Source organism: Candidatus Poriferisodalis sp., from assembly GCF_965205175.1.
Taxonomy (GTDB): Bacteria; Actinomycetota; Acidimicrobiia; order Acidimicrobiales; family Poriferisodalaceae; genus Poriferisodalis.
On the sequence record NZ_OZ242038.1, the window covers coordinates 2,100,568 to 2,120,895 of the forward strand.

Below are 20,328 nucleotides of genomic sequence, written 5' to 3' on the forward strand. Positions count from 1 at the left end.
TTCCGCTCAGGCGCAGGCACCGTCACGGCCAAGCTCCGTGGCGGTAGAACTGTCGTTCAGTAGCGCAGATTAGCAACACATGTTCTCACCAGCGCGCATGGACCTGCAGAGCTTCACCGCCGAGCGCGAGTCCAGCGCACGAACAACACGCCATCTCGGACCACGACCTGTTCCAGCGTGAAGCCGCGTGGCGCCGTCGCGGGTGCATCGCCTGACGCAGATGCAATCCGCGGCGAGTCGCGTCCCACCGCCAGGGGGGCGTGAGTCAGGTTCACTTCGTCCACAAGGTCGGCCGCCAGCAGGCTCGCGTTCAACGCAGGCCCGCCCTCGCACAGAACGACTTGCGCTCCCTGCGAGCCCAAGCGCGACATCAACACTGACAGGTCGACGCTGCCTTCGCCGACGCGCATCAGCTCTGCTCGGCCCGCAAACCGATCAGCGGCGGCGGCATCGGCATCGGTCGTGGTCACCACCAGCGGCAACGGTGCCGGCGGCGGATGCGAGCCGAACAACGGCAGATCCGAGCAGACGCTCAGCGTTCCGCTGACAACAGCAATCCTGGCGCCAGGTTTGCCGGCAGACCCGCCGCCGGCTCGTTGCGGCGGCCCGTAGCGCTCCGCGTTGGCAGTTCGGGCGCCGACCAGAATGAGGTCGGCGCGTGCCCGCAGCGCGTCGAACATCGCTCGGTCGGGCGAGCTGGAGAGTCCGCGTGAGCGGCCGTCGACTGCGGCGGCCCCGTCGATGCTCGCGACCATGTTGAGCAACAGCCAGGGGCGTTGCGCGTGCGACACGCGCCGCGGCCCGGACGCGGTCGCAGGATCGGTGGGCGATGAGGGCAGCGGGTACAGCCGATGCACGCGGCGAGTCTGCCTGAACATGCGCCCCGGACCTGTCACCCTGGACAACGTTTCCCCAGGGGCCATCGGTTGTACACAGGTATTGCCCAAGGATTTCCGATGATTTGCCCCCGCTGATCCACAAGCAGGCTGCTCTAAGGTCAGGACTTGTGGTGATGAGCGACGAGCAGCAGTTGCAGGGCGGCGGTGATCGGTGCTGCTCGGCCTCGCTGGAGGTGCATCGACATTTCACCGCTGTGGGCACCGACCCGTTCGACACCGTGAGCTGGCAGCGTTGCGATGCGATCATCACCAACGCCTTGGACGGGTCGGTCGCCTTCTCACAGCACGGTGTCGAGTTTCCCGTCGGCTGGAGCCCGACCGCGGTCAACATCGTCGCTCAGAAGTACTTCCGGGGCACGCTTGGAACCCCGGAGCGGGAGCATTCCCTGCGCCAGGTCATCGACCGCGTCGCAGGCACGATCGCTCGCTGGGCAGTCGCCGACGGCTACTTCGACTCACCCGACGAGGCGGCGACGTTCGAGGCTGAGCTGGCGTGGCTGCTGTTGCACCAGCGGGCGGCATTCAACAGCCCGGTGTGGTTCAACATCGGCGTGGCAGGCGTGCCCCAGCAGGCGTCGGCGTGCTTCATTCTCGCAGTCGAGGACGACATGGAGTCGATTCTGGACTGGTATGTCACCGAGGGCCGGATCTTCAAGGGCGGCTCGGGCGCCGGGGTGAACCTCTCGGCGCTGCGCGCATCGTGCGAGCCGCTGTCGGGCGGCGGGACGGCCAGCGGGCCTGTCAGCTTCATGCGCGGCGCCGATGCATCGGCCGGAACGATTCGCAGCGGCGGCACGACCCGGCGAGCCGCCAAGATGGTGCTGCTCGAAGCCGACCACCCGGATGTCGAAGCCTTCGTCTGGTGCAAGGCGCGCGAGGAGCGCAAGGCACGCGCGTTGGCGGCCGCCGGCTTCGACATGGACCTCGACGGCGCCGATTCCTTCTCGGTGCAGTACCAGAACGCGAACAACTCCGTCCGCCTGTCCGACGAGTTCATGGAGGCCGTGGAGGCGGACGGCGACTGGGAACTTCGGGCCCGCTCGAGCGGCGACGTCGTCTCGGTGATCCGAGCCAGAGACCTCCTCGCGCAGATCGCCGCGGCAGCCTGGGAGTGCGCTGATCCCGGCGTGCAGTTCTCCACCACCATCAACAGCTGGCATACCGCGCCCGCTCACGGCCCGATCAGTGCCAGCAACCCGTGCAGCGAGTACCTCCACCTGGACAACTCTGCGTGCAATCTGGCGAGCGTCAACCTGCTGGCCTTCCTCGGAGACGACGAAAACGGCAGCCGTGACGGCTGCGCATTCGACATCGACGGCTTTCGTCATGCCGTACGGGTGACGTTCATCGCGCAGGACGTGTTGGTCAGCCATGCCGACTACCCGACCGCGGCCATCGGCGATACGTCGCGGCGTTTTCGTCAGCTTGGACTGGGATTCACGAACATGGGCGCGCTGCTCATGGCCGCCGGCCATCCTTACGACTCGGCGCCCGCGCGCGCCTTGGCGGCATCGCTCACGGCGCTCATGTGCGGCGAGGCATACGCCACCTCAGCAGACTTGGCCGAGCGGCTCGGTCCCTTCGGAGGATTCGACGCGAACTCGCAGGCGATGCGCAACGTCCTGGTCAAGCACCGCGATGCCGTACACAGCATCGAACCCTGCACCGACGGCGCGGCTGTGCGCACCGGTGTGTCGGCACTGGCAGCACAGCTGTGCGACGCTGCTCGGGGGCGCTGGAAACGTGCCGTTTCGGGCTGTGAGTCCCATGGTGTTCGGAACTCGCAAGCCACGGTGATCGCCCCCACCGGGACGATTTCGTTCATGATGGACTGCGACACCACCGGAATCGAGCCTGACCTGGGCTTGGTGAAGCACAAGAAGCTCGTGGGCGGCGGCGATCTGCGCATCGTGAATTCGACGGTTCCCGTTGCTCTGAGGCGGCTGGGCTACTCGGCTGCGGAGATAGCCGACATCGAAGCACACGTGCTCGCGCACGGCCACCTCGTCGGCGCGCCGCATCTCGCGGACGAGCACCGGGCCGTGTTCGCCTGTTCGATCGGGGACGATGCCATCGCGCCGCACGGTCACCTCGCGATGATGGCCGCCTGCCAGCCGTTCATCTCCGGAGCGATCTCCAAGACGATCAACCTGCCCGAGACGGCGACCGCGGGAGACATCGAGGCCTTGATCGTCGAGGCTTGGAAGCTCGGCCTCAAGGCCGTGGCGGTCTATCGGGACAACTGCAAGGTCGCCCAGCCCTTGTCCGTGGGGCCGGCGCCTTCGGCCGACGCAGCGGCCGCAGTGTCGGCGGCTGCGCGGGGAGGACTGCCGATGCCGCCGCGCCGTCGGCTGCCGCGCAGGCGTCGATCGCACACGTTCTCGTTCCGCGTCACCGACTGTCACGGCTACATGACCGTCGGTGAGTACGACGACGGCCGACCCGGCGAGATCTTTCTGACCGTCGCCAAGCAAGGTTCCACGCTGGCCGGGATCATGGACGCATTCGCCATCTCGGTCAGCCATGGGCTGCAGTACGGCGTCCCGCTGCGTTCCTATGTAGAGGCGTTCACGAACATGCGGTTCGAGCCGGCCGGTCTCACCGACGACCCCGAGCTTCGGATCGCCACCAGCATCGTGGACTACATCTTCCGCCGCCTCGCACTCCAGTACCTCTCGCTCGAGGAGCGCAGTCAGCTCGGCGTGCTCAGCGTCGACGAACGCAGCGATCCGCCGCTTCCTGGGCTCGAGAGCGCCGCTGTCGCAAGTGCGATCGGTGCCGAGCCAGTGTCGGACCCGCCCTCGCACCGGGTTGAGACTCGAACCTTCGCCAACGCGCCGCTGTGCATGACCTGCGGGGACCGGATGGTGCGAGCCGGCACCTGCTTTGCGTGCCGCGCCTGCGGCGCGACCAGCGGCTGCGGCTGAGCATCGAACCAGGTTCCGACGCTGAGCAGTTGTGCCCCTGCCACTTCACCCGATCGCGCAGCACCCCGGCGCGCACACATCGGGACGCGGCCCCAAGCAGCCCGTCGTCGGCCGCGTGGAACGCAGGCCGGCGGTCTCCTCGATCAGATCCGCCAGCGCCTCGACGAACAGCGGATGCGTCCCCACGGTACGGGCGCGCACCATGGTCATGCCGGCGCGCGCAGCAGCTGCACGCGTCTTGGTGTCGAGATCTACGAGTACCTCCATATGGTCGGAGACGAAGCCCAGCGGCACTACCAAGACAGCCCGGCAGCCCCGTGCGCCGAGCTCACGCACGCGGTCGCTGACGTCCGGCGCGAGCCACGGCACGTGCGGCGGCCCGCTGCGGGACTGGTAGACCACCTCGAACCCGCCGGCGAGGCCTGCCATCTCGGCGACGGTCACAGCGGCGTCGTGCAGCTGTGCCTCGTAGTCGCATGACGCGGCCATCTGGCTCGGCAGGCTGTGCGCGGTGAACAGCGTGTGTACGTCGCTGCCCAGGCGTGCGCCGTGGATCGCCTCGCGGACGCGCTGCGCAGCCGCGCCGACGAATCCTGGATGGTTGCCGTAGACGCGCACGCGGGACAGCTGCGGAGCAGCGGGCACATCGACGGCAGCTTGGGCGAGGTCCTCGTTGTACTGGCGGCATCCCGAGTAGGAGCTGAAGGCGGAGGTGACGATGACCGCAGCGTGAGCGCACCCGTCGTCGGTCATCGTGCGCACCGTGTCCGCGAGGTAGGGATGCCAGTTCCGGTTGCCCCAGTAGCAGGTCAGCGTGATGCCGCGCCGAGCCAGTTCGCCGGACACTTCCGCCGACAGCGCACGGGTCTGCTGGTTGATCGGGCTCACGCCGCCGTGGCGCAGGTACTGCGCCTCGACGAGCGCCAGCCGTTCCGCGGGCACGTCGCGGCCCTTGGTCACGTTGCGCAGAAACGGCACGACGTCCTCGGGGCCTTCGGGCCCGCCGAAGGAGAGCAGCAGCACCGAGTCGATAGATGTCGGCCCCAGCGGGCTGCGAACAGGGACCGCCGGCGGGCTGCCCGACGTGGACGGCGACGGCGGCAGCGAGGTCGAGTCCGGTGGCCCGGGCTGCGCTGCTGCAACGCTCGGCGAACTCGCGCGCCCAGCCCGCCCGACGCTGCCCACGGTGGCCAACGGGCCCGAGCGGGCACGCGCCGCTGCCACCAGCACAGGCACCGAGGCCAGCGCTACCGCCATCGAGACCACGATGGCCGCCGGATAGCCGACGTTGTCGATGAGCAGGCCGACCAGCGGCGGTCCCACCAGCCCGCCGAAGCCCGCCGCGGTGTACAGCGCGCCGAGCACGCCGCCGAGGCCCGCTAAGCCGAACAGCTGCGTCGCCACCGCCGGGCTCAGCGCGATGAAGCCGCCGTAGCTGGCGCCCATCACCGTCGTGTACACGACCAGAGCGATGTAGCTGCCGCCGGCGAAGAGCCAGATCAGATAGCTGAGGCCCATGACCGCGAACGAGATCTGGTACAGCCGCATCAGCGGAAGCACGCCGCCGAGAGCGCCGAGGCCCAACCGGCCGACTACCGAAGCCAGCCCGATGACCGAGATCAGCCAGGCGCCCTGCGTGCCTCCGCTGTCTGAGACGTAGTTGTCGATGTAGACGATGGGGATGAAGAGGCTGGCGCTGAGCAGGAACATGGACAGATACAGCAAGCTGAATCGGCGGTTGCGCACCAAGCGGAGAATCGACGGGAACTCGCTCGCCGCAGGAGCTGCGGGCGGTCGTCTCGCTGCCAGCGCTGCCAACAAGAGCAGTCCTGCGGTGACGAAGGACAGCACTCGGTACGTGTCTCGCCAGCCGTAGCGGCCGACGAGCCACTCGACCGCCGGTGCGCCGACGAGCTGACCGAGTCCGATCCCGGCGACGGCGACGCCGAGCGCAGCGGTCCGGCGACGCTCGAACCACGCACCGACAGCGGAGACCATCGGCACGTAGGCGCAGGCCACAGCGATGCCCACGCCGAATCCGTAGGTGCCCATGGCCAGCCACAGATTCTGGGCGAGGCTGGTGAGCCACAGTCCAGCGCCCATGCTCGCAGCGCCGACGAGCAGTACCGGCGAAGGGCCGTGCCGGTCGCCGAGGCGACCGGTGAACAACCCCAGCACGAAGTAGATGAACGTGGAGCTCGCGAACAGCAGCGAGGTCAAGCCGGTGCCGATGGAGAACTCGCTTCGGATGGAGTCGAGCACCACGCCGAAGCTGTAGACCACGCCGAATGCCGAGAACGTAGCGAGTGCCGCGGCTGCCACGACCAGCCAGCCGGCGGGCGAGTCCAGTCGGCCGCTGCGAGCTGTGCCGGATGCCCCGCTGCGGAGTCTCTCGCACCCGAGGGTCCCGCGCTCGGCGGGCGAACAAGACATCTCCGCCATGCTGGGTGTGAGCCGCCCTTCGACATGTGCCTGCACCGCGCGCTCGACTGCGGCGCGATCGGGCACGCTACTGTCGTAGCGTTGCGAGCCGCAGACGCCGACAGCCGCGAGCATTCGGAGCAGCCGTCATCATTCGGGGCAGCCGCGAGCATTCGGAGCAGCCGCGAGCATTCGGAGCAGCACAGTGACCAACCAGATCCTCGTCAGCATCAGCACCTCCGCCCCGGGTGTTCTCGAGCGGCCCGACACCCGTGAGAGCGAGGGCGACCATGATCGTTTTTCGCACTACGTCAACAAGACGGCGCTGACCCGCTCGGCGGTGAGCGGCGAGGAGGTCATTGCGTTGTGCGGCAAGCGCTGGGTGCCCACACGCGACGGCGAGCGGTTCCCGGTGTGCCCGGCCTGCAGGGAGATCTACTCCGGCTTGCGATGAGGAGCTACGCGCTGTCCCTTGCCGAACGCGGCCGGCGGCTAGACTGATACCCATCGTGACCGACACGCAGGTTCGGATTCACGTTCCGGGCAATCACCTCATGGTCGGCGTGCTGGGTCAGCGCGACGAGCATCTGCGGCTGGTAGCGGACCACTTCGCGGATGCCGACATCCACGTACGAGGCAACGAGATCACCGTCGCGGGTCCCAGTGCCGCCTTGGTGGGACAGGTCTTCGAGGAAGTCGTGCAGGTGCTCGAAGCGGGCCAGCGGGTCGAGCCGGAGATGCTCGACCGGGTCATCGACATGGTGGAGGCGCACGAGAGTCCGAGCGATGTGCTCTCAGCGCCAATCGTGCGTGCCCCCAACGGTCGGGTGGTGCGCGCCAAGAGCGCAGGGCAGAAGCGCTACGTGGACCTGATTCGCTCCAACATCGTGACCTTTGCCGTCGGGCCGGCGGGGACGGGCAAGACGTGGCTGGCGGTTGCACTGGCCGTGGACGCCCTGATGTCCAAGTCGGTGCGCCGCATCGTGCTCACCCGGCCTGCGGTGGAGGCGGGCGAGCGGCTCGGCTTCCTGCCAGGAGACCTGATGGCGAAGATCGACCCGTACTTGGCACCGCTCTACGATTCGCTCTACGACATGCTCGACGTGGAGACTGCTGCCAAACTGCTTGAGCGCAAGACCATCGACGTGGCACCGTTGGCGTTCATGCGCGGCCGAACCCTCAACGACAGCTTCATCATCTTGGACGAGGCGCAGAACACGACGCCGGAGCAGATGAAGATGTTCCTGACCCGCATCGGCTTCGGGTCCAAGGTTGTCGTCACCGGCGACCGGACACAGATCGACGTGCCCGGCGGCAAGAGCGGCCTGATCGACGTGGAGCATTCGCTGGACGGCATCGGGGGCCTCGCCTTCGCACGGCTCGGCAGGCGCGACATCACCCGGCATCGCATCGTCGGCGACATCGTGGCGGCTTATGACCGACGCGACGCCAAACGCAACGGCGACGAGTGAACGAGTCGCAGAACGACCTTCGTGGTGGAGGCGTTGCCGAAACCGTGAGCACAGCCGACGACCGGTTGAACTGGCTCAGACGGCAAGTTCCGCAGCGCGCGTCGCGTGCGGACTCGGGCGGCGCACGGTGCGCGCACGAGGTGCTGGTGGAGGATCGCCAGACCGACGTGCGTCTGAAAGCCAGTCGCTATGGAGAGCTGGTGCGCTTGGTGCTGCAGGGCGAAAGGGTGCCGCCGGGCACCCAGACCGCCGTGGCCTTCGTCGGGCACGACGAGATGACACAGCTGAACGAAGCCCATATGGACTGCACGGGGCCGACCGACGTGCTGGCCTTCCCGCTGGACCTCGTGCCCGGCCCGCAGGTCGCGCCAGGCACTGCCGACGGCGCCCGCACAGGCGACGTGCTGGTGGGCGACGTGCTGGTGGGCGACGTCGTCGTGTGTCCGGCTGTTGCGGCGTCGAACGCTGCGAGCGGCATCGGTGCTCGCTCGGGCCACGACGGCAGCGTCGCGGCGGAAATCGATCTGCTGATCGTGCATGGAGTGCTGCACTTGCTCGGCATGGATCACGCCGACGCCGCTGAGGCGGCTGCGATGCAGGCCCGCGAGACGGCGCACTTGCGAAGGTGGTGGCGCTGCTCGTGAACTGGGTGCTCTTTGCCGTTGCGGCCGTGATCCTCCTTGCGACAGCAATGCTGCTGCGTTTGGTGGAGATCACCTTCGTGCGGCTGGGGCGCGCTCGCGCATCGGGACTGGACGATGCCAACGGCGCCGGCGAGCGTCGGTATCGCGGCCGCGACAACGGGCATGCCGGCGCGGGGCCGAGGGCTTCGCTCGAACGCCTCGTGCAGGACCGTGAGGTGGTGCTGGGCCCCGTCTCGCTGCTGCGAGTCCTGGCGCAGGTGACCCTGGTCGGCGCGGTCACGTGGATTGCAGCGAGCCGCACCGGGGCGGCGGGCGTGGTGGCGGCAATCGCCGTGACAGCTGTGGTGCTGTTCGGCGTGACCGAAGCGATGCCGCGGCGCTGGGGGGTCGAAGCCAACGACCGGATGGCGCTGGCGCTGGCACCGATCGCACGGGTACTCAGCCGTGCAGTGCCATTGGCCTGGGTTGCACGGCTGCTCGCATTGCCGGTGCGCGCAGTAGGCCCCGCAGGCGCGCAGGGCGACAACGACGAAGTCACCGAGGACGAGCTGGTGGCTCTGGCGTCGGCTGCAGCGCAGGCCAGCCTGATCGAGGACAGCGAGGCGGAGCTGATCGGCCAGATCATGGGGCTCGGCGACACGATCGTGCGGGAGGTCATGGTGCCGCGCCCCGACATGGTCACCGTCGGCGGCGGCGACAGCGTGGCCGATGCGCTCGAGCGCGTCATCGAATCCGGCTTCACCCGTCTGCCTGTCACCGCCGACAGCGTCGACGACATCCAAGGGATCGTGCTGGCGAAAGACCTGATCGCTGCCCACCTGCACGGTGGTGCCGCCGATGGGCCGGCGACCTGCGCACAGACGATGCGGCCGGCGACGTTCGTGCCCGAGACGAAGCGGGTCCACGATCTGATGCGCGAAATGCAGGTCACGAAGTCTCATCTGGCTGTCGCGGTCGATGAGTACGGCGGCGTGGCAGGCCTGGTCACGCTCGAGGACATCATCGAAGAGCTCGTCGGAGAAATTGCTGACGAGTACGACGCAGACGAAGCACTCATCCAAGTCGTCGGAGAAGGCGCTTTCGTGTTCTCCGGTCGCCTGCCGGCGTCGAGGCTGGCTGAGGTGTTGGAGCTTCGTCTGCCCGAAGGCGACTGGGACACGGTGGGCGGTCTGGTGCTGGACCGCATGGGTCATGTGCCCGAGCCGGACGAGACCACCGAGCTCGACGGCTGGCGCCTGTCCGCTTTGGAAGTCGAGGGTCGTCGCATCAGCCGCGTCGGAGCGCGACGCGCCACCGGCCCGGACAGCTCCGAGTGGTCTGCTGCAGCGCCGAAGGGCGACAGTCCGGCCGGCTCGGGCTAGCCGCGGACCAGCTCGTGCGCTCTGGCTTCGTCACGCTGGTCGGGCGTCCGAATGCCGGCAAGTCCACGTTGTTGAACTGCTTGGTGGGCGCGAAGATCAGCATCGCCTCCGCCAAACCGCAGACCACGCGCCTACGGGTCGCAGGCGTGCGGCACCGTCCCGATGCTCAGATCGTTTTCGTGGACACCCCCGGCATCGCCAAGCCAGTCACGTCGCTGGGCAAGCAGCTGAACGAGACCGCTCTGGCGGCCTTGGCGTCGTTGGAACCGCTGGACGTGATCTGCATGGTGATCGACGCGACTGCACCGCTGGGCCGTGGCGACCGAACGATCTGGCAGTCGTTGCCGACCGGCGCTCGCGCAGTGGTCGCGGTGACCAAGTGCGACCGAGCGTCGAGGGCGCAGGTGCTGGCTCAGCTCGGCACCGCAGCTGCGTTCGACGCCGACGCGTACTTTCCCGTATCGGGAGTGACCGGCGAGGGCACCGATGCGCTGCTCGAGCACCTGTTCGCCGGCTTGGTCGAAGGCCCTGCGTACTTCCCCGCCGAGACCATCACCGACCAGCCCGAAGCCTGGCGCATCGCCGAGACGGTGCGCGAGCAGCTGTTGGCGCGGCTGAGCGATGAGCTGCCCTACAGCATCGCGGTGCGGGTCACCGAATGGACACCGGATCGGATCCGCTGCGACATCGCGGTGGAGCGTCCGTCGCAGAAAGGGATCGTGATCGGGAGAGGTGGGCGGCTGCTGCGAGCGGCAGGCACGGCAGCACGCCGCGAACTCGGGCTCGAGGGCGTGTACCTCGAACTGCGAGTTCGAGTCGAGCCGGACTGGCAGCGCACACCTGACGCTGTCGCCCGGATGCTCGCTCCCCAAGCCCCCTCGGCCCCGCGCCGCTGACTGCGCTGTCCCGCACTCCTCACCGCACCGTCACGAGTGCTGCTGCCTGATGGAGCGCAGGAACTCGACGGCTTCGTTCCTGTCGACGCTGCGGCGCATGGGCGGCAGCGGTTCGAGCAGGCTCGAACGGTAGCCGGCGGTGGCCAGTCGAGAGTCGAGCACCGCTACGACCCCTCGATCGGTTGCCGTGCGGATCAGCCTGCCCACACCTTGGGCCAGCAGGTCGGCCGCATGCGGCACGTCGAAGCTCAAGAACGCATCGTCGCCGGCGGCTTCGCGCCGAGCTTCCGTGAGCGGCTCGTTGGGGCGGGCGAACGGCAGTCGGTCGATCGCGAGCAGCGACAGCGCAGGCCCGGCGATGTCCACTCCCTGCCAGAAGCTCATGGTGCCGCAGACCACGCTCGCCGGGTCGTCGCCCAGCGCATCGAGCAGCGCGGCGTTGGTCAGATCGCCGCCTTGCCGTAGCACTCGGATGCCGCCCAGTCGCTCAGCGAGCGCCTTCGCAGTCTCGTTGAGCGCGCGCCAGCTGGTGAACAACGCGAGCGTGCGGCCGCCGATCGCCGAGATCAGTGCGGTCAGCTCCTCGATTGCGGCTTCTCGGTAGGAGTCTTGGCGCGGCGATGGCAGGTGAGCGGCGCAGTACAGCAACCCATGGGTCCGATAGTCGAACGGGCTCTCGACGCTGAGGTACCTGTGGTCATCTGTCGGCACACCGAGCTTGCTCACGAAATGACGGCCGAGCGTCGCACTGGTGAGCACTGACGCTTGCCGACCCCAGAGCCGGTTCGCGAGGAGCTCACCCACATCGAGCGGCGCCAGCCGAAGCCGACGGCGGCAGTCTACCAGGATTGCGGTGCCCGTTGGCGGTTCCAGCGCTGCACGCAGCGCAGTGAGCGATTCCGCAGCCAAGCGCGCGACGCGAACCCGTTCGAGGTCCGCGTCGGCCGTGCTGGTCGGTCGCGGGTCAGCCCTTCGCAGTTCTGCGGTCAGATCCGCTACTCGGCCGTCGGCGGATTCGAGCACCGCTACTAGGTCTCCCGTGATGGCACCCAAGCGGGTGTCCCGCAAGGGTTCAAGCTCGGTGGCCAAGCGCGTCGCCACCGCTGCGACACCGTCCGCTGACGGGCCTCCAACGCCTACGGTGCGTGCTTGGGCGGCCAATCGTTCCAATCCGGTGGGGGTGATCTCCCAGCCCGCGACTTGCGTGACGACTGGCTCAAGCTGGTGCGCTTCGTCAACGATCACCGCGTCATGCGGTCCGAGCAGATGTCCGTCACCGAACAGATCGGTGCAGTACAGGTGCTGGTTCGTCACCACGATGGACGCCGTGGCGGACCGCGTTCTGGCCTGCTCGGCAAAGCAGCTGTCGCCGTGAGGACAGCGCTCCGCGCCGATGCACTCGGTGCTGGTCACCGACAGCGACGACCACACGTCGTCGTCAGGCGCGACTGCCAGCTCCGATCGGTCGCCGGTTCGTGTATGCGGCATCCAGTGCTCGATCGCGGCGAGCTGACGTTGCCGGGCCTGCCCTGCGAGCCCATCGCTGTAGTCGAGGAGCTGCTGGGCGTGCTGGGCGAAGCGGTGACGGCAGAGATAGTTACTGCGGCCCTTCAGGATTTCCCAACGCAGCGGGCGGCCGATTCGTTCCCTCATGCCGGCCACCACGAGCGGCAGGTCCTTGCCGACGAGCTGGTCCTGCAAGGCCAGAGTGGCTGTGGCGATCACCACACGTCTGCCCGTCGCGGCCGCCAGCACAGCCGGCACCAGATACGCAATGGACTTGCCCACCCCCGTACCGGCCTGGCACACCAGCATGGTCCCGTCGGAGATGGTCTCGTGGACGGCATGGGCCATCTCAGCTTGACCTGCTCGCCGCTCGCCGCCGCCGGGAAGCGCTGCCAGCACGTCGCCGAGGGCCGCAGTTACCTCATCGACGGGTGCGGCGCAGAGGTCGCAGGGCTCTTCGCAGGGCTCGTGAGACATCGGCCGCCCCTTCGTCGACGTTTCTCGCCGACCATAGGAGACCGACCGAGCGCTGTTGAGCCCATTGCTGCGTGGCCTGGCAACGGGACGCGGCGATGCATGGCTGCAGCGGTTCTACGCTTCGCGTCGTGAATCGCCGCTCGGAGGTCGATCCTTCGCGCCTGCCGACCCATGTGGCCTGCGTGATGGACGGCAACGGGCGCTGGGCCCAAGCCCGCGGGCTGCCCCGCACCAAGGGTCACACGGCCGGCGAAGAGGCCTTGATCGACACGGTGGAGGGCGCAGCCGAGATCGGCCTGCGGTGGCTGACCGTCTACGCGTTCAGCACGGAGAACTGGCGTCGCCCGCCCTCAGAGGTGCGCTTTTTGATGGGCTTCAACGAGTCGCTGCTGGTTCGTCGCAGCCACGAGCTGCACGATCAGAACGTGCGGATTCGCTTCGTCGGCCGGCCCGACGCGCGTATTCCCCGCCGTGTTCGAGACCGCATCGACGAGGCGGTACACCTCACGGCGGCGAACACCGGCCTGACCTTCACGGTGGCGTTCAACTACGGCGGCCGCGCCGAGATCGTCGATGCTGCAGCCGGCTTGGTGCGCGCCGGCGTGCCTGCCGACGCCATCGACGAAGCGGCACTCGCCGGTCACCTCTACGACCCGGAGATGCCCGAGGTGGACCTGATGATTCGGACCTCCGGCGAGAACAGAGTGTCGAACTTTCTGCTCTGGCAGATGGCCTACAGCGAACTGGTGTTCACCGACACACTGTGGCCCGATTTTCGACGAGACGACCTGTTCGACGCGATCTGCGCCTACCAGGCACGAGACCGGCGATTCGGCGGACTGAATCGCTGAGTGGAGACCCGCGCAGATGCAGTACCGGGACACAGGCGTGGTGCTGCGCACCGGCAAGCTCGGCGAGGCCGACCGGATCGTCACGGTCATCACCGCTCAGCACGGCAAGGTACGAGCCGTAGCCAAAGGGGCGCGGCGGACGCGCAGCAAGCTGGCCGGCCATGTCGAACCGTTGCGACACGTCGACCTGCAGCTCTACCGGGGACGCGGCGAGCTGGACATCGTCACCGGCGCTGTGACGCTCGACCGGTGGCCGGCCGTGCGTACCGATCTCGATCGGCTGGGCACTGCCATGACGCTGGCCGAGGCGGTGGACCAGTCCGCCCACGACCGCACCGAGGATCCGGTGCCGTACCGGATGCTCGTCGGCGCGCTGAACCGCCTGGATCGGGCACGTGCGGAGATGCTGCTGCCTGCGTTCTTGCTGCGACTGCTCGCGCACGAGGGAACGGCGCCGATGCTGGACGGGTGCGTCGTGGGCACCGACTGCGACGACGCCCCGCTGGTTGCCTTCGACCCTGCGCTCGGCGGAACGACCTGCGAGGTCCATCGTCGGGGTCGCACGGTGTCCAGCCGGACGTTGGAGGTGCTGCGCATGATCCTGGACGGACAGGTGAACGCCGTGCTCGATACCGGTCCGTCGGCGCAGACCCGCGAGGCGGCAGCAGTGGTGATGCACATGTGGGAGCACCACATGGAACGGCGGCTGCGAAGCGCGGACCTGCTGGGGTAGGGCCAGCCATCTGGCGCCCGGGTGGGAGAGGGCAGGGGCTTCCGTGCTCAAACAGTTGCGACGCTTGTGCTGGGCATTGGATGGGCTTGGCGTCGCAAAACTGCGCGCGGAGGCCCCTGCCCTCACGCGCCCTCGTTTGATGGGGTGCGGCGCTTGTTGTGCTGGAGTGGGTCAGCGGAAGATGCTGGTGGTCTCCTTGCGGCCGTCGACGCTCTCGTGCAGCCGCTGGAAGCGCTTCTCTGCTCGCTTGTCGGCCGTCGAGCGCCACCAACGGCGGCCCCGCCACACCGCTGCTGCCAGCGCGAGCAGTCCCAGCACCACTTGAGTGCGGGCCAGTCCGCGGCACAGCGGATGGCGGCTCGTGGGAGGCACGTAGCGCTCGCCGGTGGTGACCGATTCGGTCCGAGCGGCCGCGACGGACGTGCGAATCTCGTCGATGTCCACCTCGGGCGCGGCCAAGCTCGTCAGCGGCTTGGCGCAGGTCCATACGACGTCGTCCGGCCCGATGCCCTCGTAAGGACTAGAGAACGCCGTCAGCGGCACCAGCAACGCGGTGATGCCGAGAAAAGCGCAGATGAATGCCACCGAGGGGTCTCGCAGACGCACATCGCCGATCATAGGTCAGAGAACTTCGGCCAACGGCGCATCCCGACTTGCACGTGCTGAGGCTGCGAGGAGGCGCTCAGTACGCTTGCCGCTCGTGACTGCGCCCGCTGCCGTCGAAGCTGCATCGCCGCCCGTCCCTGCACCACAGCCGGGGCCTCATGCAGACGCCTGCGCTGATGCCGGCGCCGACCCCGGGCTGTTCGACAAGATCGTGAATCTCTGCAAGCGACGGGGCATTGTGTTCGGCTCGGCGGACATCTATGGCGGCTTCCGCAGCGCCTACGACTACGGGCCGATCGGAGCGCAGCTGTTGCGTAACGTCAAGGACGCTTGGTGGCGATCCATGGTGCAGCTGCGCGACGACGTCGTGGGACTCGATGCCGCCATCTTGAGCCCCCCGCAGGTGTGGGAAGCATCGGGTCACGTGACCAATTTCTCCGACCCGCTCGTGGACTGCACCAGTTGCAAGACCCGACATCGCCAGGACCAGCTCGACGACCCGGACAGCTGCCCTGACTGTGGCCGACGCGGCACGTTCACCCAAGCACGGGCGTTCAACCTCATGTTCCGCACCCAAGCCGGGCCGGTGGAGGGCGCCGGAGCGGAGGTGTACCTGCGACCTGAGACCGCTCAGGGCATGTTCGTGAACTTCAAGAACATCCTCGAGACCAGCCGCAAGCGACCGCCTTTCGGCATCGCGCAGATGGGCAAGTCGTTCCGCAACGAGATCACGCCGGGGAACTTCGTGTTCCGCACTCGCGAGTTCGAGCAGATGGAGCTCGAGTTCTTCGTTCCGCCGGCGGAGGCCCAGCAGTGGTATGAGTTCTGGCTGACGGAACGGCATCGGTGGTACGTGGATCTCGGCATTCCCCAGAGCCTGCTGCGGCTGCGCCCTCACGGTGCCGACGAGCTGAGCCACTACTCGAGCGGGACGAGCGACGTGGAGTTCCTGTTCCCGTGGGGCTGGGGCGAGCTGGAAGGGGTGGCCAACCGAGGCGACTACGACCTGCGCCGGCATGCGGAGCACTCAGGCCAGAAGCTGGAGTACTTCGACCAGGCCAGCGGCGAGCGCTACGTTCCGCACGTCATCGAGCCTGCTGCCGGGGCAACTCGCGCGCTGATGGCATTCATGCTGGCTGCGTACCGTGAAGAAACCGTCAACGAGGAGGTCCGCACGGTGCTGGGGCTGCACCCGCGGCTCGCGCCGTACAAGGTTGCGGTGCTGCCGCTCTCCCGCAAGGCACCGCTGCCTGCGCTGGCGGGCGAGGTGCTCGCCATGTGCCAGCCGCACTGGATGTGCGACTACGACGAGACGCAGGCCATCGGGCGCCGGTACCGGCGCCAGGACGAGATCGGCACGCCGCTGTGCGTGACGGTCGACTTCGATTCTGTCGACGACCGCTGCGTCACCGTGCGCGAACGCGACACCATGGCCCAGGACCGGCTACCGATCGGCGCATTGGTCGACGACCTCAGAGATCGCCTGGGTCTGTAGCAGCTGACAACACCCGCGCACTGACGCTGAGGGGACCGAGGGGGCACCGACGATGACAGGCTGTGTGGCAGGACTGACCGACCATCAGCGCCGTGCCGTGGCCGAGCTCAGTGTCGAGGAGCTGACTGGCGCACTGCATCCCGGGTTCGCCTGCGAGGCCGGCATCTTGCTGACCTGCGGGCTGGCCGCGTCCCCCGGGGCTGCCTCAGGACTTGCCGCCGTCGGATCGCAGGCTGCGCTGGACCTCGCATCGGCGGGCAACACCGTCATCTTGGTCGCCACCGAGACGACCCCCGCCGACGTGGCAGCCATGGGATTGTCGGCGGGCATCTTGACAGCTCGCGGCGGACTGGCGAGCCATGCGGCTGTGGTGGCGCGCGGCTGGGGCATTCCTGCGGTGTGCGACGCTCGCGAGATCACTTTTCACCACGACGGCTTCGCGGTCGGCGACCGGCGCATCGCGAACGGCGTGCCGATCTCCATCGACGGATCCACCGGCGAGGTGACGCTGGGTGAACGAGACATCGCCGGCTCGGCAACTGCCGGCACCGATCCGGACTTCGGCTTGCCGGCAGAGATGACCGACGTGCTCTCATGGGCCGATCGCCTCGCACGCGGGCGCCTGGCGGTGTTCGCAAACGCGGACAGCGCACTGGACGCGGCGACGGCACGCACGCTGGGGGCCCAAGGCATCGGGCTGTGTCGAACGGAGCACATGTTCTTGAGCCCGGATCGTCTGGAGATCGTGCAACATGTCATCTTGAGCGGGCACGACGAGCATCTCGACGATCTCGTGGCTGCTCAGCGGGCAGATTTCCATGAGCTGCTCGTGGTCATGGACGGCTTGCCCGTCACGGTCCGACTGCTCGATGCGCCGATGCACGAGTTCCTCGCCGGCGCCGACCCCGAATCGGCATCTCAATGGGAGGAGCACAATCCGATGCTCGGCGTGCGCGGCGTGCGACTCGGCTTGCTGCGCCCCGATCTGTACGCAGCTCAAGTGCAGGCGCTCGCCGGCGCCGTGGGCGACTGGCGTGCTGCCGGCGGCACTGCCCGCGTCGAGATCATGGTGCCGCTCGTTGCCACAGCCGGCGAGCTGAGCGCCGCCGTCGGTGCCGTGCGTACGGCTTGGGAGCATGCCCAGCGCGGGCCGGTACCGCCGATCGGAACCATGATCGAGACCCCGCGTGCGTGCCTCATCGCAGACCAGTTGGCGGCTGGTGTGTCGTTCGCGAGCTTCGGGACCAACGACCTCACCCAGATGGTGTTCGGTTTCAGCCGGGACGACACGGCGACGCGGGTCATTGCGCCCTACCTCGAAGACGGGCTGCTCGATGCCGATCCCTTCGTCTCGCTCGACCGTGCCGGTGTGGGCGAGCTCGTCAGCAGTGCGCTGGCACGGGGCCGGGGCATCAATCCCGAGCTGCGGGCCGGAATCTGCGGGGAGCACGGCGGCGATCCGACCAGCATCCGCTTCGCGATCCAAGCCGGCTTGGACTACGTGTCCTGCTCCCCGTATCGGGTGCCGATCGCCCGTCTCGCCGCTGCGCAGTCGTTGCTTGCGGCGGCGACCGAACAGGGCGCGCCCGGACCGATTCCGTCCTGATCGCGACGGATCGCACGAGGACGGCGTGACGGCGCCCCTGCAAGCTCATTAGCGTCGGACTGAAGATGAGCATTCGCGACTCCGACGTGCAGCGCGTACGCGAGGCGACGGATCTGGTAGCGCTCATCGGCCGCCGGGTCAGCCTCAGGCGGGTGGGCAGCCGCCATGTCGGGCTGTGCCCCTTCCACACCGAGAAGACGCCGTCTTTCAGCGTCAGCGCCGCCGACGGCTTCTACTACTGCTTCGGCTGCAAAGCCTCCGGCGATGCGATCACCTTCGTGCGCGAGACCGAACAGCTGGACTTCGTGGACGCCGTCGAACAGCTGGCCGCAGCGGCGAGCATCGCCTTGACCTACGACTCACCCGGCGTGCAACGCGCCAACCGGCGGCGCAGGGAGCTGCTGGACCTGCTCGAACGCGCCGCCCGCTTCTACCACGAGCTGTTGATGAGCGGTGCCGAAGCGAGCAAGGCGAGGGCGTACCTGCGCAGTCGGGGTTACGACCGCCATGTCGTGACCAAGTGGCGCCTCGGCTACGCGCCAGCGCTGTGGGATGCGCTGTGCGCGCACCTCGGTGCATCGGCAGACCAGCTGGCTGCGGCGGGACTGGCCTACGTGCAAGGCGGCAGAGGCGCCAGGAGCACCGCCGATGCGACTGGCACTGAGCAAACTGACCTCGGCCAGCAGGGCACTGGGCAGCAGGGCACTGGGCGGGCCGGCGAGACGGTCGCCGCGTCGGATTTCTTTCGGGATCGCATCATGTTCCCGATCTGCGATGCCGGCGGTCGAGTCGTCAGCTTCGCGGGACGCACGCTGCCACGACCAGACGAGCCGGCGCTGCCGGGTCCGAAGTACAAGAACACGGTCGGTACCGCGGTCTACGACAAGAGCAGCGTGCTCTACGGCCTGCACGCGGCCAAGCAGGCTGGCCGTACCGCCGAGCGGATGGTGGTCTGCGAGGGCTACACCGATGTCATCGGATGCGACCTGGTCGGCATCTCCGAGGCGGTGGCCACCTGCGGCACGGCGTTCACGGCGCAGCATGCCGAACTGCTGTCGCGTACGGCCAAGCACATCGTGCTGGCATTCGATGCAGACGCAGCAGGCCGAACGGCAACCGAGCGAGTACACCAGTGGGAGCGCACCTACGGGCTCAGCGTGTCGGTAGCGAGGCTGCCGCCTGGTGCGGACCCTGGCGACCTGGCAGCGACGGACCCGCCGGCGCTGCGCAAGGCATTGGACGACGCCCAGCCGCTGTACGCCTTTCGGGCCGAGCGCCTTCTCGAGCGAGCTGAGCTGGACAGTCCTGCCGGTCGCGACCACGCAGCAGAGCAGGCAGCCGAAGTGCTGGCGATGTACCCGCCGGACGTCTTGCTCGACGACGATCTGGCACCGATCGCAGGCCGCATCCCCATGGATGTCGGGCCGTTCCGAGATCGCGTTGACGCCGCTCGGCAGCGGCTGGACCAACGCGCCGCCGCCCAGCACCGACGGTCCTCGGCCCGAAGCTATGGGACCGATGACGCCGGTTATCCCGAGGACGCCTACCCCCAAGATGAGATGTACAGCGACGACGGCCCGTTCGACGACTACCGAGACGACGCCTACGCCGGGGACGGCTGGCTGCCGGGCGACGAGGGCATGTTCCACGAGGACGACCGCAGTGCTGCGGCGCCTGTTGCCGGCGCCATGCGACGACGCGCAGCAGGTCGGCGCAGAGACGACGCTCGTCGACAGGCTGAGCGGGATGCGGAGTTGCTGGCCGCGGCGTGCGCCGAGGGCCGCGCAGTCGAGCTGATCGTGCCTGCGCTGTACGCCACGCCCGAGGCGCGCCGGGCGTTCGCACAGATGCGCGCCGACCCCCATTGGCGCCGACGTGCCGCAGCCGCCGGCGCTCCGGGACCGACGCAGCAGGCTGGCTCGGAATCGTCTGAGGAGGACATGGCCGGCGGCGATCCCGCCGCAGCGATGCTGGCGGTCGCAGCCGCCGCCGGGGCCGACATGAGCGCCGAAGAATCCAACGACCGCGTGGCGATGGCCATGCTGCGTTTCGTGCGCGAGACCAAGGACCGTGTGAGCGCAGGCGAGGACGTGACGTGGTTGGAACTCGACTCGGGCCTGAGTGCCGACGACAGCCTGAAGGAACGCCACGAGCGGTTGCGTTGGCTCGGCGCACGCGAAACCGAACTGCTTGACCTTGATCGTCGAATCGCCGCGGTGCAGGAGCTGAGGGACCGGCTGTGCGCAGTCGAAGCTACGGCACCGCAGGAAGCATCGCAGTCTGAGCAGGCTGGGCAATCTGACGCCGCTGTCGCGGGCATCCCAGCGGCGGACGCCGATGAACAGCCGCTGCTTGCCGACCGCAATCCACCTGCCCTTGAGCCGAGCTAGCGGCGAGCAAGGCGGTCGGATGGCAGCGCCGACCGCAGCGGAGT

Annotated in this window: 15 protein-coding genes; 11 read left to right on the plus strand and 4 right to left on the minus strand. The window is 68.1% G+C overall.

Translation table 11 applies throughout. From position 1 onward, the window contains the following. Window positions 1-113: 113 nt before the first annotated feature. Window positions 114-857: a dihydrofolate reductase family protein gene (locus ACOGI4_RS09135; protein ID WP_419841362.1), complete on the minus strand. Its 744-nt coding sequence runs from the start codon at window positions 855-857 to the stop codon at window positions 114-116. A 155-nt stretch (window positions 858-1,012) separates the two neighbouring features. Between ACOGI4_RS09135 and ACOGI4_RS09140 the strand changes: the two genes are divergently transcribed. Then, entirely contained in the window at window positions 1,013-3,826 is a 2,814-nt protein-coding gene (locus tag ACOGI4_RS09140) for a vitamin B12-dependent ribonucleotide reductase (RefSeq protein WP_419841363.1), read from the plus strand. Between the two features lie 45 nt (window positions 3,827-3,871). On the opposite strand, the gene hemH is transcribed toward ACOGI4_RS09140, so the two are convergent. Then, on the minus strand, window positions 3,872-6,259 hold the full coding sequence (hemH, locus tag ACOGI4_RS09145) for a ferrochelatase (protein WP_419841364.1): 2,388 nt from the start codon (window positions 6,257-6,259) through the stop codon (window positions 3,872-3,874). A 193-nt stretch (window positions 6,260-6,452) separates the two neighbouring features. Between hemH and ACOGI4_RS09150 the strand changes: the two genes are divergently transcribed. The 5 genes from ACOGI4_RS09150 to era are packed head-to-tail and all read left to right on the plus strand — an operon-like array spanning window position 6,453 to window position 10,620. Next, the gene (locus ACOGI4_RS09150) at window positions 6,453-6,701 is read left to right on the plus strand and encodes a DUF3039 domain-containing protein (protein ID WP_419841365.1); all 249 of its coding nucleotides are present in this window, start codon (window positions 6,453-6,455) and stop codon (window positions 6,699-6,701) included. 55 nt (window positions 6,702-6,756) lie between these two features. Then, window positions 6,757-7,719, plus strand: a complete 963-nt coding sequence (locus ACOGI4_RS09155; protein WP_419841366.1) for a PhoH family protein — start codon at window positions 6,757-6,759, stop codon at window positions 7,717-7,719. Between the two features lie 44 nt (window positions 7,720-7,763). Next, window positions 7,764-8,363 (plus strand): rRNA maturation RNase YbeY, encoded by a 600-nt coding sequence (ybeY, locus tag ACOGI4_RS09160; protein ID WP_419841367.1) that lies wholly within the window; start codon window positions 7,764-7,766, stop codon window positions 8,361-8,363. Beyond that, a complete protein-coding gene (locus ACOGI4_RS09165) occupies window positions 8,348-9,724 on the plus strand; it encodes a hemolysin family protein (protein ID WP_419841368.1) in 1,377 nt (458 codons plus the stop codon). Before ybeY ends, ACOGI4_RS09165 begins: the two co-directional genes overlap by 16 nt. Window positions 9,725-9,738: 14 nt before the next feature. After that, window positions 9,739-10,620: a GTPase Era gene (gene era, locus ACOGI4_RS09170; protein WP_419841369.1), complete on the plus strand. Its 882-nt coding sequence runs from the start codon at window positions 9,739-9,741 to the stop codon at window positions 10,618-10,620. Between the two features lie 30 nt (window positions 10,621-10,650). On the opposite strand, the gene ACOGI4_RS09175 is transcribed toward era, so the two are convergent. Beyond that, window positions 10,651-12,603 carry an ATP-dependent DNA helicase gene (locus ACOGI4_RS09175; protein WP_419841370.1) on the minus strand — a complete coding sequence of 651 codons (1,953 nt, stop codon included), beginning with the start codon at window positions 12,601-12,603 and terminating at the stop codon, window positions 10,651-10,653. A gap of 128 nt (window positions 12,604-12,731) precedes the next feature. On the opposite strand from ACOGI4_RS09175, the gene uppS reads away from it, so the two are divergent. Both uppS and recO read left to right on the plus strand, forming a co-directional pair. Further along, window positions 12,732-13,454 (plus strand): polyprenyl diphosphate synthase, encoded by a 723-nt coding sequence (uppS, locus tag ACOGI4_RS09180; protein WP_419841371.1) that lies wholly within the window; start codon window positions 12,732-12,734, stop codon window positions 13,452-13,454. 16 nt (window positions 13,455-13,470) lie between these two features. Next, window positions 13,471-14,187: a DNA repair protein RecO gene (gene recO / locus ACOGI4_RS09185; RefSeq protein ID WP_419841372.1), complete on the plus strand. Its 717-nt coding sequence runs from the start codon at window positions 13,471-13,473 to the stop codon at window positions 14,185-14,187. 171 nt (window positions 14,188-14,358) lie between these two features. Here the strand turns inward: recO and ACOGI4_RS09190 are convergent, their stop codons facing one another. Next, window positions 14,359-14,805: a hypothetical protein gene (locus ACOGI4_RS09190; RefSeq protein WP_419841373.1), complete on the minus strand. Its 447-nt coding sequence runs from the start codon at window positions 14,803-14,805 to the stop codon at window positions 14,359-14,361. Between the two features lie 184 nt (window positions 14,806-14,989). Here ACOGI4_RS09190 and ACOGI4_RS09195 point away from each other — a divergent pair, with 184 nt between their 5' ends. The 3 genes from ACOGI4_RS09195 (at window position 14,990) to dnaG (ending at window position 20,284) form a co-directional block, all read left to right on the plus strand. Then, complete coding sequence (locus ACOGI4_RS09195) at window positions 14,990-16,288, plus strand: glycine--tRNA ligase (RefSeq protein WP_419843124.1); 1,299 nt, start codon at window positions 14,990-14,992, stop codon at window positions 16,286-16,288. A gap of 52 nt (window positions 16,289-16,340) precedes the next feature. Then, window positions 16,341-17,894: a putative PEP-binding protein gene (locus tag ACOGI4_RS09200; protein ID WP_419841374.1), complete on the plus strand. Its 1,554-nt coding sequence runs from the start codon at window positions 16,341-16,343 to the stop codon at window positions 17,892-17,894. 65 nt (window positions 17,895-17,959) lie between these two features. Further along, a complete protein-coding gene (dnaG, locus tag ACOGI4_RS09205) occupies window positions 17,960-20,284 on the plus strand; it encodes a DNA primase (protein ID WP_419841375.1) in 2,325 nt (774 codons plus the stop codon). Window positions 20,285-20,328 lie beyond the last annotated feature (44 nt).